The 14827-nt window shown below is 67.2% G+C and carries 14 protein-coding genes; 4 read left to right on the top strand and 10 right to left on the bottom strand.

Annotated features, from left to right (window positions below; translation table 11 throughout):
- Positions 1–165 precede the first annotated feature (165 nt).
- From galU to QIT00_RS19595, 5 genes are all read right to left on the bottom strand, one after another.
- Complete coding sequence (galU, locus tag QIT00_RS19615; protein ID WP_282536600.1) at positions 166–1059, bottom strand: UTP--glucose-1-phosphate uridylyltransferase GalU; 894 nt, start codon at positions 1057–1059, stop codon at positions 166–168.
- On the bottom strand, positions 1056–2312 hold the full coding sequence (locus QIT00_RS19610; protein WP_282536599.1) for an FG-GAP repeat domain-containing protein: 1257 nt from the start codon (positions 2310–2312) through the stop codon (positions 1056–1058). Before QIT00_RS19610 ends, galU begins: the two co-directional genes overlap by 4 nt.
- 45 nt (positions 2313–2357) lie before the next feature.
- Positions 2358–3128 (bottom strand): hypothetical protein, encoded by a 771-nt coding sequence (locus tag QIT00_RS19605; RefSeq protein ID WP_282536598.1) that lies wholly within the window; start codon positions 3126–3128, stop codon positions 2358–2360.
- 71 nt (positions 3129–3199) lie between these two features.
- Complete coding sequence (wecB, locus tag QIT00_RS19600; RefSeq protein WP_282536597.1) at positions 3200–4390, bottom strand: non-hydrolyzing UDP-N-acetylglucosamine 2-epimerase; 1191 nt, start codon at positions 4388–4390, stop codon at positions 3200–3202.
- A gap of 290 nt (positions 4391–4680) precedes the next feature.
- A complete protein-coding gene (locus QIT00_RS19595) occupies positions 4681–5469 on the bottom strand; it encodes an SDR family NAD(P)-dependent oxidoreductase (RefSeq protein ID WP_282536596.1) in 789 nt (262 codons plus the stop codon).
- A 127-nt stretch (positions 5470–5596) separates the two neighbouring features.
- Between QIT00_RS19595 and QIT00_RS19590 the strand changes: the two genes are divergently transcribed.
- Complete coding sequence (locus QIT00_RS19590) at positions 5597–6382, top strand: SDR family NAD(P)-dependent oxidoreductase (protein WP_282536595.1); 786 nt, start codon at positions 5597–5599, stop codon at positions 6380–6382.
- A gap of 119 nt (positions 6383–6501) precedes the next feature.
- Here the strand turns inward: QIT00_RS19590 and QIT00_RS19585 are convergent, their stop codons facing one another.
- Both QIT00_RS19585 and QIT00_RS19580 read right to left on the bottom strand, forming a co-directional pair.
- The gene (locus QIT00_RS19585; protein ID WP_282536594.1) at positions 6502–7692 is read right to left on the bottom strand and encodes an acyltransferase family protein; all 1191 of its coding nucleotides are present in this window, start codon (positions 7690–7692) and stop codon (positions 6502–6504) included.
- A 233-nt stretch (positions 7693–7925) separates the two neighbouring features.
- Positions 7926–8327, bottom strand: a complete 402-nt coding sequence (locus QIT00_RS19580) for a MarR family winged helix-turn-helix transcriptional regulator (RefSeq protein ID WP_349017191.1) — start codon at positions 8325–8327, stop codon at positions 7926–7928.
- A gap of 213 nt (positions 8328–8540) precedes the next feature.
- Here QIT00_RS19580 and QIT00_RS19575 point away from each other — a divergent pair, with 213 nt between their 5' ends.
- Together QIT00_RS19575 and QIT00_RS19570 are read left to right on the top strand one after the other, a co-directional pair.
- The gene (locus tag QIT00_RS19575) at positions 8541–9758 is read left to right on the top strand and encodes an MFS transporter (protein WP_282536593.1); all 1218 of its coding nucleotides are present in this window, start codon (positions 8541–8543) and stop codon (positions 9756–9758) included.
- Positions 9759–9896: 138 nt separating this feature from the next.
- Positions 9897–10697 (top strand): alpha/beta fold hydrolase, encoded by an 801-nt coding sequence (locus QIT00_RS19570; protein WP_282536592.1) that lies wholly within the window; start codon positions 9897–9899, stop codon positions 10695–10697.
- 57 nt (positions 10698–10754) lie between these two features.
- Here QIT00_RS19570 and QIT00_RS19565 read toward each other — a convergent pair whose 3' ends face one another.
- Positions 10755–11807 carry a ParB/RepB/Spo0J family partition protein gene (locus tag QIT00_RS19565; RefSeq protein WP_282536591.1) on the bottom strand — a complete coding sequence of 351 codons (1053 nt, stop codon included), beginning with the start codon at positions 11805–11807 and terminating at the stop codon, positions 10755–10757.
- 314 nt (positions 11808–12121) lie between these two features.
- On the opposite strand from QIT00_RS19565, the gene QIT00_RS19560 reads away from it, so the two are divergent.
- The gene (locus QIT00_RS19560) at positions 12122–12859 is read left to right on the top strand and encodes an IclR family transcriptional regulator (RefSeq protein ID WP_282536590.1); all 738 of its coding nucleotides are present in this window, start codon (positions 12122–12124) and stop codon (positions 12857–12859) included.
- 159 nt (positions 12860–13018) lie between these two features.
- On the opposite strand, the gene QIT00_RS19555 is transcribed toward QIT00_RS19560, so the two are convergent.
- Together QIT00_RS19555 and QIT00_RS19550 are read right to left on the bottom strand one after the other, a co-directional pair.
- Positions 13019–14578 carry a terminase large subunit domain-containing protein gene (locus QIT00_RS19555; RefSeq protein ID WP_282536589.1) on the bottom strand — a complete coding sequence of 520 codons (1560 nt, stop codon included), beginning with the start codon at positions 14576–14578 and terminating at the stop codon, positions 13019–13021.
- On the bottom strand, positions 14568–14747 hold the full coding sequence (locus tag QIT00_RS19550) for a hypothetical protein (RefSeq protein WP_282536588.1): 180 nt from the start codon (positions 14745–14747) through the stop codon (positions 14568–14570). The genes QIT00_RS19555 and QIT00_RS19550 overlap by 11 nt, the downstream gene beginning before the upstream one ends.
- Positions 14748–14827: the final 80 nt, after the last annotated feature.

Here is a 14827-nt window from a genome sequence, read left to right as displayed (position 1 = left end):
TGCGCGTCCCTGACCCGCGCGAAGGCCGCGCCGAACAGCTCGGCCAGGGACTCGTCCCACTGGTCGGGGACCACCCCGCGTACGTCGTACGCCTTCACGATCTGCGACAGATCAGCCACCTGATATCCCTTCCCACATCTGCCCCCTGCCTTCAAGTTCCGTGCCTTACAGTTCGTTGGCCACGTACTTGCGCAGCCAGTCCTGGAAGTCGGGCCCCAGATCGTCCCGTTCGCAAGCGAGCCGCACGATCGCCTGTAGGTAAGATCCGCGGTCACCGGTGTCGTAGCGACGGCCGCGGAATACAACACCGTGCACGGGCCCGCCGGCTGCTTCTCCGGAAGCCAACGCTCGTAGAGCATCGGTGAGTTGGATTTCTCCGCCCCGTCCGGCCGGGGTGGTTCGCAGGACGTCGAAGATTTCCGGTGCCAGGACGTAGCGGCCGATTACGGCGAGGTTCGATGGGGCGTTACCCGGATCGGGCTTCTCCACCAGACCCGTAATCCTGCGGACGTCGCCTGCGCCCCCCGAGGCCACAGACGCACAGCCGTAGAGGCCGATGTCCTCGTCGGGAACTTCCATCAGCGCCACTACGCTGCCGCCGTGCCGCTCCTGCACATCGAGCATGGCGGTAAGGAGCGGGTCGCGCGGGTCGATGAGGTCGTCGCCGAGCAGCACCGCGAAGGGTTCGGAACCGATGTGGTCGGCAGCGCACAAAACGGCGTGGCCGAGTCCCAGCGGGTCGCCCTGACGGACGTAGTGCATCCTCGCCAGCGTGTCGGACTCTGTCACCGAGGCCAGGCGTCGGTCGTCGCCCTTGCGTCGGAGCGTGGCTACCAGTTCGTGATTGCGGTCGAAGTGGTCCTCAAGGGCTCGCTTGCTGCGGCCGGTAACCATGAGGATGTCGCCCAGGCCAGCCGCTGCTGCTTCCTCGACGACGTACTGGATGGCGGGCTTGTCGACGACCGGCAGCATCTCCTTGGGCGTCGCCTTGGTGGCAGGAAGGAACCTGGTGCCCAGGCCCGCGGCAGGGATCACGGCCTTGCGTACGCGAGAAGTCATCGGTCTTCCCCGAACTGGTTGCGGTGCAAGACGATCTTGGCGTCCTTGGCCACGTAGTAGTTGTCGACGGCATACGAGATCGTCGCGAAGTCGATGCGACCCCTGCCGTCGAAGTCCCCGAGAGCGATCCGGGCTACGGACTCATCGGCGACTCGCCACTTGCTCCAGACGGCGGCCCGCGCGTCGATGGCCTTGTAGTAGAAGACGCCCTGCCAGGGCCAGGGTCCGCGCAGCGCCACAAGAAACTCGTCGTCACCGTCACCGTCGAAGTCCGCGCACACGATCTGGTGGCCGGGGCCCTCGCCGTTCTCGTTGGGGTCGCCGAACACGTCGAGGACGCTGCGGCTCCAGGACGTGCTTCCGTCCGGTCCCGGCTGCTTGGTGTAGACGGCGACGGTGTTGCCGTGGAACGGCTCGACAGCGGCGACGTAGGCCATCGGGTCGTCTCCGAGGCGACCGGCGTTCAGGTCTCCGCTCCCCCGGAACCCGGTCTGCTCGAACTGGCCGCGCTCGCCCGTGCCGACCAACTCCCGCTGCCACTGGGATCGTTCCTGGTCCCAGTGCAACCAGGTGACCCCTTCGTCAGAGGCAAGCAGCAGGCTGTCGAGGTCGCTGCCGGGGACGAGCCCTTCCTTCTTCTCCGCACCGTGGATCATGCGGAAGTTGCGGTCGTCGATGACCGTCATCGGCCACTCGTCGGCGGCGTGTACGTCGTCGGGCTGGGTGAACATGACGACAGGCAGGACGGCATGGACGTCTTCGACAGCGACGATGGGCAGACCGATGATCTCCAGGCGCTCGCGCTGCGTGAAGTATCCGGCCCGCAGCCGGTGCATGCCGATCGCCCGGCCCACGTAGTGGCGCTTCCAGCGCGAGGGGTCCTTGTCGGGCTGCCCGGGGTTTTCCAGCCAGCTGATCTTTCCGCCCTGGGGGTCGGGGTCGACGATGGTGCCGATGGGCCCGTAAAGCTCGTGGCACACGATGATGTCGGCCACGCCGTTGCCGCTGATGTCCGCGAAGTCGGCACCGACGGGCATGTGGATGCCGTCGGCGGCCAGCCGGCGCTCCCACGTGCCGTCGTTGCGGTACCAGTAGATCTCGCCCAGGCGCAGTCCGTAGCCGAACAGGTCGGTGCGGCCGTCACCGTCGAGATCGGTGGCCTCCAACCAGTAGCCGTCCCTGAGCTGGTCGGTGACGACTTCGGAACCAAAGCGGGGGATGCGCACGGAGGAGCTGTCTGTGGTGCTGGTCATGGCATCAAACTCCAGGTCTCGGTGGAAGGTTGGAACCGTCGACGCTCAGCAGGGGTGGTATTCGAGGGCGAGCCAGACGCAGTCGGTGTCCGCCCAGTACCGATGCCACGGATAGCTCCACGTGGCGGTCGCGTCGTAGCCGCAGAACGGGGCGTGGGTGCTGCCCGGCTCGAGGACCACGTCCTGGTAGCGGGTCTCCGCGTCCTGCGCGTGGAACTTCTGCATCCGGCCGCGACCCGCGACCTGGGTGTGGACTTCCAGGAAGTCGTGCCGGCGGTGGATGTGGCAGTCGGTGCCCGCGGGCGCGTACCAGAGGTTGGCCTGCAGCTTCAGGGGCACGGGTGTACTGGCCTCGCTGGGCGCGCCGAGCAGCTGCGCCGGCAGGGTGACGGTGCCCAACTGGGCGATGGGGGATCGCCATAGTGGGGTTCCTGCGGGGAAGGGTGCACCCTCGCCCGCACCGGCTGCCACTGCCGGGTCGTTCCCTATGCGCAGCCAGTTCTCCCGGGCTCCCAGGTCGGCGATGCGCTCGGTGTTCATCCCGGTGAGGAGAAGCAGCGGAGCAGGGTGGCGCAGGGTCACCCGGTCGAGGAGCGCAGACTGGAGGGGCGCCACCTGGGAGGGGCGCTCGGTATGCAGATCGAGCGGCTCGGCGGATAGGTTGACGACGAGAGTCTCCTCTTGCAGGGGTATCTTGGCGCCGGGGGTGGTGAGTTCGGCGCGCAACCCGCGGGTGGAGAATGCGAGCGGTGTGCCGGTGTCGGTGGAAGTGCCAGCGGCCGGGGTCGCGGAGGGCACGGATGTCGTACGGGTCATGGGTGTCCTTGGTGGCCGTGTGCGGAAGCACCTACAGGCGGTGAGGTGTCGGGGAGAGGAGAGCTCGGCGGTCAGCTGGCGAGTTGGGCCATGTCGTCCCGGAAGGCCGTTGTGACCAGCGCTGAGTCGGGAGCGAAGAGGGATGGGGCCGGGCCGAGTTTGAAGTGGTGTGCCAGGGCGCCCACCGTGCGCTCGGCGGCAAGGCCATCGCCGTACGGGTTGACCGCCCGCGCCATCGCCGAGTACGCGGCGCTGTCGTCCAGGAGTGTGGTGGCGGCGTCGACGATGCCTTCGGTGGTCTTGCCAACGAGGCGGGCCGCGCCGGTCTCGATCGTCTCCACGCGCTCGGTGACGTCTGCGAGCACCAGGGTCGGGGTGCCGAGCGCCGGTCCTTCTTCCTGGGCGCCACTGCTGTCCGAGATGATCATGTCGGCGCGGTCCAGGAGCTTGCAGAAGGACAGATAGGGCAGCGGGTCGGTCACGGTGATGTGCGGGTGACCGTCGATGACAGGCAGGATCGCCTCGCGGACAGCCGGGTTGCGGTGCAGCGGGACGACAATGCGTACGTCGCCGCGGTCGGCGAGCCGCCGCCAGGCGTCGGCTATGTCGCGCAGTTGAGGCCAGGCATCCCTGCGGTGCGCGGAGGCGAGGATGACCTTGCGGCTCTCCTGGCCCAGGTCCGCCAGCTCGGACCGGTCCCAGTCGGCCGCGTACTGGGCGCCCCACCGCAGGGCGTCGATGACCGTGTTTCCCGTCACCACGATGTCGCCCGCAGGGACGCCTTCGCGCAGCAGATTGTCGCGGTTTCCCCAGGTCGGCGCCAGGTGCATATCGGCGACGCGGGCGACGAGCCGGCGATTGCCCTCCTCGGGGAACGGAGAGGAGAGCGTGCCGCTGCGCAGTCCGGCCTCGACGTGCACCAGGGGGATCCGGTGGTGGAACGCCGAGAGGGCGCCGGCGAGCGTCGTCGCGGTGTCACCGTGGACCAGCATGACGTCCGGCCGGTGCTGCGGCACGTAGGAGTCGAGGCCGTCGAGGATGCGCGCGGTGGTGCCGGAAAGAGTCTGGCGTTCCCGCATCACTGCCATGTCGACATCCACGGCCAGGCCGAACGCAGCGAGCGTCTCCTGCAGCATCTCGCGGTGCTGGCCCGTGGAAACCACGATCGGCTCGAACCGCGGGTCCTGTTGCAGAAGCCTGATCACCGGTGCGAATTTGATCGCCTCCGGGCGGGTGCCCATGACAAGGGTGACTCTCTTCAAGACTGAACAGCTCCTTGGGACTTCGCGCATGAGAGGCCGCGCTCCCGCTCCCCCCACCTGAACAGCGTGCGGCGACGCTGTCGCACGCATATGGAACACCGGTACGACACTTCGTCACGCCGTGCGATGACGCGGTCGCCCACCGGATGATCGTGACGGTAGCACTCGATCCCGCATCACGGAAAAGATTGCACATGATCTATGCTCTGGTTGCACTGTGCGGAATCTAGGGCGGGGTTCATCTCGCCCAGAACCGCCATACGGTCACTGCCGATTCGGCGCAGCCGCCGTCATACGGTCGGTGTGACGCCGCCGTCGACAACGATCTCGGCACCGGACACAAAACCTGACAGGTCGGAAGCCAGGTACACCGCGGCCGCCGCAACCTCCTCGGGTCGCCCGAGCCGCCCCGCCGGAATGCCGTTGAGATCCACGTACCGCTTCAGCGCCGCCTCGCGGTCGGTGCCGAACTCCTCGGCCAGCGCATCAGCCAGACCGCCCGGCCGGTCATAGATCGCGGTACGGATGAAGCCGGGTGAGATCACGTTGGAGCGCACTCCGCGCGGGGTGAACTCCCTTGCCAGCGCCTTGGAAAGGCTCAGAATCCCCGCCTTGGTGACGCTGTAGTCGGGCAGCCTCGGGTTGGGCATCCGCGCGGCCTCGGACGCGGTGTGCAGCAGGACCCCGCGTCCCCGCTCCAGCATGTGCGGCAGTACCGCGCGTGCCATCCGGACGTATCCGAGCAGATTGAGGTCCAGGCTGGCCCGCCACGCATCGTCGTCGACGCCGAGGAATCCCTCCGGCCTGACCGCAGCAACCCCAGCGTTGTTGTGCAGAACGTCGATGCGTCCGAAGCGATCCAGTGCCGCCTGCACGAGGAGGCCGGCACCGTCCGGGTCACGCAGGTCCGACTGGACCGGCAGCACTTGGGCACTCCCCAGAGATTCCAGCGCCCCGGGATCCAGATCGCCGCCCACCACCGCTGCGCCCTTGGCTACAAAAGCGTGGGCCGTGGCAAGACCTATGCCGCCGCCGGCACCGGTGATGAGGACGACTTTTCCTTCGAGATTGGATTCCACGATTTTACTCCCTGGTCAGCGTTGCGGTGTGCGAGCCGAGTCTTTCTCGAACACCCCTGTTCTTGTCCAGCGCGGGTTAGAGTCGCACAGCAAATTGCACCGAGCCCATGAGAAGGAGCTTTCCTCCATGCAAATCGATCTGTCGGGTCGCATCGCGCTGGTAACCGGGTCAACCGCCGGGATTGGCCTGGCCATCGCCAAGGGGCTCCACGCGTCTGGGGCAGAGGTGGTACTCAATGGCCGGACCGAGGAGCGCCTCGAAAAGGCGGTGACAGAATTCGACGACACGGCTCGGGTTCGCACGATCGCGGCGAATGTCGGGAGCGCGGAAGGATGCAGCGTCCTGACCGAGGAGATTCCCGAGGTAGACATCCTCGTGAACAACGCGGGCATTTTCGCACCGCAGCCACTCTTCGAGATCGAGGACGGAGAATGGCAGCGGTTCTTCGACGTGAATGTGATGAGCGGAATCCGTCTGTCCCGCCACTACGTGCCCGCGATGGTGCGGCGCGGGTGGGGCCGGACGGTCTTCATCTCCAGTGAGTCTGCCGTGCAGGTGCCGCCGGAGATGGTGCACTACGGCATGACCAAGACAGCACAGCTGACCGTCGCCCGAGGGCTGGCTGAGGCGGTCGGCGGAAGCGGCGTGACGGTGAACAGCATCCTGCCGGGACCGACGCTGAGCGAAGGCGTCGAGAAATTCGTGCAGGAGGTGGTCGGGGACGAAGCTTCCTCGATGGAGGAGGCCAGCCGCCTGTTCATCGAAAAGGAGCGACCCACCTCCCTGCTCGGCCGTCTGGCAAGCTCGGAGGAGGTGGCAAACCTCGCCGTCTACCTCTGTTCTGACCAGGCGTCGGCGACCACGGGCGCGGCGCTGCGAGCGGACGGCGGGGTGCTGCGCGGCGTGCTGTGACGGCACTGGGACCGTGGGCAGTGACGTGCCTGCGGTGTCCAGCGTGAACCGAAAGAAGGAGGGCGGGACTTTCAAGTCCCGCCCTCCTTCTTTCGGCACGAGCTTCCCCGTCGAGAAGGCTAGACCTGTTGCACCACAGGCTTGGCCTCATCCGCCGCGTCCGGAACCGAGGCCGGGGACGGGGCCGAGGTTGTCACACGCTGCTTCTTGCCACCCGACGCCCACCGCCGCATCACCGGACGCTCTACGCATACGAAGAGCAGCCAGCCCACCAGCTGGGAGAAGGCGAAGGCGGCAACGAGTACAGCCAGTGCCACCGGCGTGGCGAACTTCCGCTCGTCCAGCAGGTCATGGACAGCGAGCAGCACGAGATAGTGCACCAAGTAGAACGCGAACGAGACCTCGCCGAGCAGGGATATGAAGCGGCCGCGCAGACCAGTCCGGCGCCCGGAGATGTCGGCCGCCGCGACCGCCGTCACCAGCAGAGCAAGTGGTACGGCGAGGGTCACGTTCAGCCCGAACTGCCAGGGAACCACCAGGGCGAGCGCGTACCCGACGCCGGTCAGAGCCAGTGCGGGCGAGATACCCAGGCCGATCCAGCGGCCCTCCTTGAGGACCCGGGCCATGAGCATGCCCAGGACGAACTCGAAGAGTCGCAACGGCGGGATGTTGTAGGAGAGCCACCACTGCAGCTCGGACAGTGGCCACTCCTCGAGGCGCGGCGTGGCCGGCACCCAAGCCCAGATGATCAGCTGCGTGCCGAGCAGGCCCGCGAAGGTGATGCCGAACCATACCCACAGGCGGTTGCCGTTGATGGCGCGCACCCAGCGCCACAGGAGCGGGAAGAGCAGATAGAAGAGCAGCTCGCTACAGAGCGACCAGCTGGGCTGGTTGACGCTGACGAACGTGTCCAGGTCGGGCACCCAGGAGTGGACCAGGAGGAGGTTCGGCAGCCACACCTCCGGGCCTGCGACGGTCGCCGAGAAGAACAGGAGCGCGATGCCCCAGGTCACCACGTGATTGGGGTAGATCTTCAGCAGGCGGCGTCGGTAGAAGCCGGCCAAGGTGTCGCCCGGCCGCGCCGACCAGGCCAGGACGAATCCGCTGAGGATGAAGAAGAACGACACCCCCGCCCACCCTGCTTTACTGAACAACAGCGCGTACCCATCGGCGAATTCTCTGTCCGCAAACGGGTCCAGCATTTTGGCGAGTGAGGCATGGAAGCAGAAGACGAGCGCTGCAGCAAAGAACCGCAGTCCGGTCAGTGAGGGCAGCTTCTGCCTGTTCCCGCCGAGTTGCCGATCCGGCATGACCATTCCTTTCGAGAATGCCTGCGGGGCGATCGCAACCAACAACTGCCTTCTGCCCCGGAGTTCATCGGCCATGGACGATAGCGGGCGAGCATCGAGGCGGCCATTCAGCACATTCCCGTGTTGCACAATGACGTAAGGAAGGTCACACCTATCTGCATGGCCACGTGCTGTGCAACTGTCTCGATCCGCAGTTGCACAGCACGTGACCGTACTTGCCGACGATTCTTCTTCTACTCTTCTTCCAACGCTCTTAGGAGTTCGGCGAGTTCACCTATGAGCGGAGACTGCTCCAAGGCCTGACAGAGTGTCGCATCGTGGCCCGGCCCCGCCTCTGCCAGAAGCTTGCGCCCGTCCTCGGTCAGCTCGGTGAAAACACCGCGACGATCTGTCGTGCACAGCACTCGGCACAACAGGCCCCGCTCTTCGAGCCGGTTGACCATACGAGTTGCGGCACTGTCGCTGAGAGCGGCCACTCGGGCCAGCTGCTTCATGCGCAGATGCCAGCCGTCCTGCCGGTTCAGCGCCTCAAGGACTGTGTATTCCACAACTGACAGGCCGTGAGGGCGCAGCGCGCCCTCCAGTGCCCTCTCCAGGTCGCAGTGCAGTGCAGCGAGGGTGCGCCAGCCGCGCACCCGGACTTTGGACGAGTCGTCGGAGATGTAGATGGCTGCCTCCTCGGGTCACCTCGGGCAGCAGCACCTCTTGGCGCACCCCCGGATCCCACCCTCTCGAGAGATTCGTACCGCACATATGCATGTGCAAGCTATCGGCTTGTGCACATATAAAGCGGCTGCAACTGTTGTGGGCGCCAGTTACAAGCGTCCACTTGAAGGAGGAGGACTTCCATGCCTCTCGCGTTGCTAGCCCTGGCCATCAGCGCCTTCGGGATCGGCACGACCGAGTTCGTCACGAACGGTCTGCTGCCCGAGGTCGCCGGAGACTTCGACGTCTCCATTCCCACGGCGGGGTTGCTGACGTCGGGTTACGCGCTCGGTGTGGTGGTCGGCGCCCCCGTACTGACCGCTGCCACCACCCGGATTCGCCGCAAGCATCTACTCATCGGCCTGATGGTGCTCTTCATCGCGGGCAACCTCGTGGCCGCGCTCGCGCCGACGTACGGCCTGCTCATGACAGGCCGCGTGCTGTCGGCCCTGTGCCATGGTGCCTTCTTCGGTGTCGGCTCCGTCGTCGCTGCCGGTCTGGTCAGCCCGGACAAGAAGGCGGGCGCCATCTCCCTGATGTTCACCGGTCTGACACTCGCCAACGTCCTCGGTATGCCCATGGGCACAGTGCTCGGCCAGCACTTCGGCTGGCGCTCCGCGTTCTGGGGCGTCGTCGTCCTCGGCCTGGTCGGCCTGGTCGGCATCGCGACCCTGGTGCCCAACGAGCAGGTGGCCGAAGAAAGCAACCTGCGGTCGGAACTCGCAGCCTTCCGTAAGCCGCAGGTCTGGCTGGGGCTGGCCGTCACCGCCATCGGATTCAGCGGCCTCCTGGCTTCCTTCACCTACGTCACGCCGATGATGACGGACGTGGCCGGGTTCTCCTCGTCCAGCATCACGTGGCTGCTCGCGCTGTACGGCCTCGGACTCGTGGCCGGCAACTACTTCGGCGGCAAGGCTGCCGACCGTGCCCTGACTGCCACCATCTTCACCCTGCTGATCGCGCTCGCCGTCGTTCTGCTGCTCTTCACGTTCACGGCACACAACAAGGTGGCCGCCGTCATCACTCTCTTCGTTCTCGGAGGGGTCGGTTTCGGTACCATTCCGCCCCTGCAGACGCGGGTCATGCAGCTAGCCGGCGGCCCTGCGACGCTGGTGTCGGCCGCCAATATCGCGGCCTTCAACCTGGGTGCGGCCGTTGGCGCCTGGCTGGGCGGAGCCGCTATCGACGCGGGCCTCGGCTACACGTCGCCCAACTGGGTGGGCGCCGTGATCACCACGGTCGGCATCTTCCTCGCGGTCGTCTCGGTGGGCATGGAGCGCCGCAACCGACCCAAGAACACGATCATCGCAGCGACCGGCGCCAGTACTGAGTCCGCCCCGGCGCCCGCGTCCCGCACCTGACCCGCAACGCCCTTCTCTGCCTTCCCTCTTCGCGGCCCCGCGCCCGGTCACCATCCGTGGCACGGGGCCGCCGCCGAACCAGCGCAACGACCTTCACTCCTATGACGGCGTCGACGCCCCTACTGAAAAGGAGCACGTGTGCCCCACGTACGTACCGCCCTGTCCACCGGCCCGAGCACCATCGAGTACCTGCGAACCGGTTCGGGCCCGGGAATCGTCCTGGTCCACGGCACCGGCGCCACCCCGGAAGCCAACTACTCCGACTTGATAGCAGAGTTGAAGCCTCAACACACCGTCGTCGCCCCGTTCCTGTCTGGCTCGGGCAGCACCACCGATTCCGGGGCCCCACTGACAGCGGAGGATCTCGCACAACAGGTCCTCGCCGCCGCGGACGACGCCGGGCTCGATGACTTCGCCCTGGTCGGCCACTCCCTCGGCGCTTGCGTGGCCGCCGCCGCGTCCGCCGTTGCCCGCCGCCGCATCCGCTCGCTCGTGCTGCACGCGGGGTGGGCCAAGAGCGATCCGCGGATGGTGCTCCAATTCGGCCTGTGGCAGGAACTCGTAGCAGCCAGCCCTGAGCTCCTTGCCCGTCTCGTCCTGCTGAACGCGTACGACACGGATGGCTCGCCGTTCCAGGATTCCCAGACCCTCGACACCGAGGTAGCGGGCTTCGCCGCTCTGTTCCGGCCCGAAGGCATCGGCCGACAGCTCCACCTGGACCAGCACATTGACATCGAGCACCTGTTGCCCCGAGTCACGGCCCCGACGCTGATCATCTCCGGCGCGAGCGATGTGGTCGTACCCCCTGCCCATCAGGACCGCATGGCGGAACTCATCCCGCATGCCGAACTCATACGAGTGCAGGGAGGGCACGCGTTCCCCTTCGAGTCACCGGACGAGTTCATCGGGCTTGTGGCTGACTTCATCAGCACTCCGTGAGCTGCAGCCGTCCGCGCACATGGAAGATCAGGTCGCATGGACAGTCGGAAGCTGCGACTACCGCCTACCGGACTCCAGTTGGTCAGCGAACTCGTTCAGCGATACCGCGTAGGCACGGGCCGCCGCCGACAGCCGGGGGGCAACATGCCCCGGGACACGGTGCAAGATGCGCTGCCGCTCGGCGGCGAGCAGCAGCTGAGGCTCCAGCGTGCGCAACAGGAATCGGCCCACCTCGGTGAGCCGCAGTGCGGGGTCCTGGCGCAGCGAACGGAGCGTCGCCTCAATGTCGCACGCCTGCGTGGAGCCCTCGTTGCCCGGCCGCTTCACCCGCGCGTCCGCACGCAGCTGAGCGGGGACACCCGTGATGGCAGTCGGCGAGACGTCCATGGTTGCTTGCGAACCCGTTAAGTCTCCGGTTGTCGGCAGCGAAGCACCGGGAGGCGCCGTCGAGGGGCGGCTCGCGGTCGCCGCCGCGACGCCCGACTCCGGCTGTGCGCGTCGCTGCCGCATCGGTACGGGGTCCTCGCCCCGGATCAGCCGTGCACGCACGTCACGGACTGTCCCCGGGGACACGCCCGCCTGTGCCGCGATGGTCCGCAGCGAGGCGTCAGGCTGCTCGCCCAACAGTCGCGCGGCGAGCAGCCTGCCACGCTTGGGGTCGATGGGACGCGCTCGGTCGTCGCGCCCCACACGCACCGCGGCACCGTCGGCGGCAGACAGTCCGTTCTCAAGGTCACGGAGCTCGGCCACGGCGCGGGCAGACAGGCCGGCGACGGCAGCGATGCGGCGGTCCGACCACTGCGGGTGTGTCACGAGGATGTGCTGGGCCGCCGCGCGCCGCTCGGCGAGCGACAGCGGAAGGCCGTGCGCAATATTGGCGTGGACCGCGTAGACGTACCCTTCCTCCTGCCCGCCCTGAAACCAGCGCACGGAGATCTCCCGGTCACCGCGGCATGCAGCGGCCTCCAGGCGGTGCAGGCCGTCGACGACCTCCATCGTGTCGATGCGCACAACGATCGGCGGGAAAGGCTCGTCAATAGCGGCCAGGGTCTCGATGTGCTCTCGGTCCAGGTACTGCCTGGGCGAGTCCGCCCTCCGCAGTGCGCTCACCGCAACCCTGTCGACACGCCTGGTCAGTCCCTGCCCCACCTCGGCAGCGACCGACGATGCGGACCCGCCCCACGGTTCAGTCGCGACCCTCAAACCGGCAGCGCGCACGCTTCCCCCTTGGTCGTCCTTCACTCTCCCGGCCATCCGGTGAAATACCCGAAGTCATGGCGTCACAGAGAGGACGAGAACAACATGTTTCCGGTATGTTGAACTTCACGCCATGTAAAGCTCATCAGATTCCGCATTGCGCCACAACGCTAGCACGTTGATCTTCATGCGGGAATGAGACCCAGTCAAGAAGAGGACTATTCGGCATGATGGAATCCGGCTCGGTGCGACCCCACCGCGTGCAGTCCGTCGCCCGCGCCTTCTCCCTGCTCGAAGCGGTCAGCGCCGCCCCTGACGGCGCCCGGCTCAGTGACGCGGCCGAGTCCGTCGGCCTGTCCCGCAGCACAGCGCACAATCTGCTCGCCACCCTGGAGTCGCTCGGTTATGTCACCCAGCGCTCGTACGCGGGACGGTACGTTCTCACCGAGCGGCTGACTGAACTCGTCCGCGGCTCGGTCGGCAGCGACGACGCCCTGCGCGAGCTCGTCCACCCGCTCCTCGGCAAACTCGCCACCATCAGCGCAGAAACCTGCTACCTGGCCGTCCCGGCACTGCGCGACTACGTCTACATCGACACCGTCGAGTCCCCGCAGCTGCTCAAGCTCGCCGTGCCGATTGGCGGCCATGACCCCTTCTTCGGCACCGCCATCGGTCATGTCCTGCTCGCCTTCCGCCCCGCAACCGCCCAGCGTCTCGCTCACGAGCAGCCGGACGAATGGACCCGCTGGAAGGACACCGTCGCCGAGGTGCACAAACTTGGTTACGCCCTCGACCTGGAGGACTACCAGCCTGGACTGTGCTGCGCGGCCGTCCCGGTGCACCAGAACGGCCGTGTGGTGGCCGCCCTTGGTGTCTCCGGACCCGCGTCCCGACTGCCGGAGGAGCGACTGCGCGAACTCTCCGCCACAGCCTCGCGACTCCTGACCGAAGCGGGCATGGCCTGAGTGGCCGGTCAGAGCGATGCCGAGACCGAAGGCGGCTATGTGAGCGGCTGGAACGACCAGCCAGAGAACCACGTACTCCGCAGCAACGGGGCTCTGCCCCATATGACCGATCGTGAGTGACACGCGGCACGCCTTTGCCTATGGGCCGCTACAGGCCAGCTAGTCACGCCCGCCGCCGTACGAACGCGGTCCCATCCGTCGGGTGCCAGGCCCGTTCCTGCGGGCGATGTCAGTTCGTGAACCCTTCGGCGTGGACACGGACTTGACCGAGATGGGCGGCCCCAGCAGTTCGTAGGCGAGGAGTACGGATGCGTCGATCCGGCCGGGCGACCATGAGGAGTCCGGCTGGAATGTCACCCACTCCTTCACCAAGTCCGGCAGATGGCCGGCCAGGCGGATGCGGTCCTCTCGCAACTGCCCCGCGACCGGTTCGGCGCGCACGATCTTGTTCTGCCGCGCCGAGCGCATCTCGATCAGCGGCGGGATCTTCACGTACGGGTTTCGTGGCGCGTCGTCCACGTACTCGTGCTGCTCGTCGTGTTCGCGACGCAGCTTGTCCCACGCACCCTTGACGGCCAGCTCTGCCTGGTCGCCACCGAAGTTCTTCTCGATGACGATGACCGACGCGTCCGTCTCGGCCGCCAGCGTGCACGCCGCCCGCGACCATGCGTCCGAGGACATCCGCGCCGTACGGTCGTGCGTCCAGTACAAGCGTCGGTCGGTGCCGATGAGTCCGCCGATGATCCCCGCTGTGTCCCGCCCACCCCCAGAGGGGTCGACGGCGACGCCGATGCGCCGCGCGGCCGGCACGTCGGTCAGGTGGGTCTGGGTTCGCATCAACTCCGCGGTGACCAGGGCTCCTTCAACGGGTTGGGGGTTGCCTTGGTAGAGGGCGCCCCAGTCGAACGGGGAGGAGCCCCGCTTCTTCGCGAGCCAGTGGTCGAGCAGTGACTGTTTGTCGCGGGTGGGGATCTTCGGGTGGGAGAGCGGGTCGCCGTCCTGGCGGCCGAGGGGGCCACCGTCGGGGGTCAGGGTGAGGTCGGCGATGGCGGGCATGTGGATGACGTCCCACTCCCCCGGCTCGTCGCGCAGGAGGCGTCCGGCGAGGTCGTCCTCGTGCCAGCGGGTGAGCACGAGCAGGAGCGGGCCGACGGGTGCGAGGCGCGAGTAGAGGTCGGCGCTGTAGGAGTCCGCGACGCGTTTGCGCATCGTTGGGGAGTCGGTCTCCTGCCGGTTCTTGTGCGGGTCGTCGATGATGATCACCGAGGCGGGGTGGCCGGTCAGGGAGCCGCCGATGCCCGCGCAGCGCACGCCGCCGCCGGTAGTAAGGCGCCAGTCGGCGACCGAGGCCCGCTCGGCGTCCAGGGCGAGGCCGAACTCGGCGCCGTGGGCGCGGATGAGCTTGCGGATCGCGCGCCCGCGTTCTTCGGCAAGCTCCGCACCGTAGGAGACGATGATGACGTGGTCTCGAGGATGTCGGGCGAGCCACCAGAACACACCCCACACCGCTGCCGTGGTGCTCTTGCCGACCTGCGGCGGGGTGGTGATCAGGAGCTTGCGGGTCTTGCCGTTGATGAGGCGGCGCATCCCACGGGCGATGACCCGGTTGTGGGGCCGGGGCTCGAACGAGGGCTGAAGCGAGTGTGCGAGCGTGACCGGGTCGGTCAGGCGCGCGAGGAACTGGGCACGCTCGAGGGCTTGGGCGCGGTCACTGCGCATCGTCGTCCTCGTCGTAGCCGATCGTCACCGGCGTCTCCCCTTCGTCGGCCAACATGCCGGCCAGGCGCGCGACTTCGCTGCGGAACTCCTCCTCTGTCGCCGGGACTTGGGTGACCTTCACTGCGGGAGCGTCGTCGGCTCCGGCGATGGTCAGGCGGGTGCCGTCCACGGCAGGGCGCAGGACGCTGTAGAGCCTGATGAGTTCGTTCGTCGTGTACGTGCGTTCCCGCTTGAGGCCTTCGATCAGCT

Source organism: Streptomyces luteolus (assembly GCF_029968015.1).
GTDB classification, from domain to species: Bacteria; Actinomycetota; Actinomycetes; order Streptomycetales; family Streptomycetaceae; genus Streptomyces; species Streptomyces luteolus.
The sequence above is the reverse complement of the archived record's forward strand: the minus strand, read 5'-3'. Positions and strand labels throughout refer to the sequence as shown.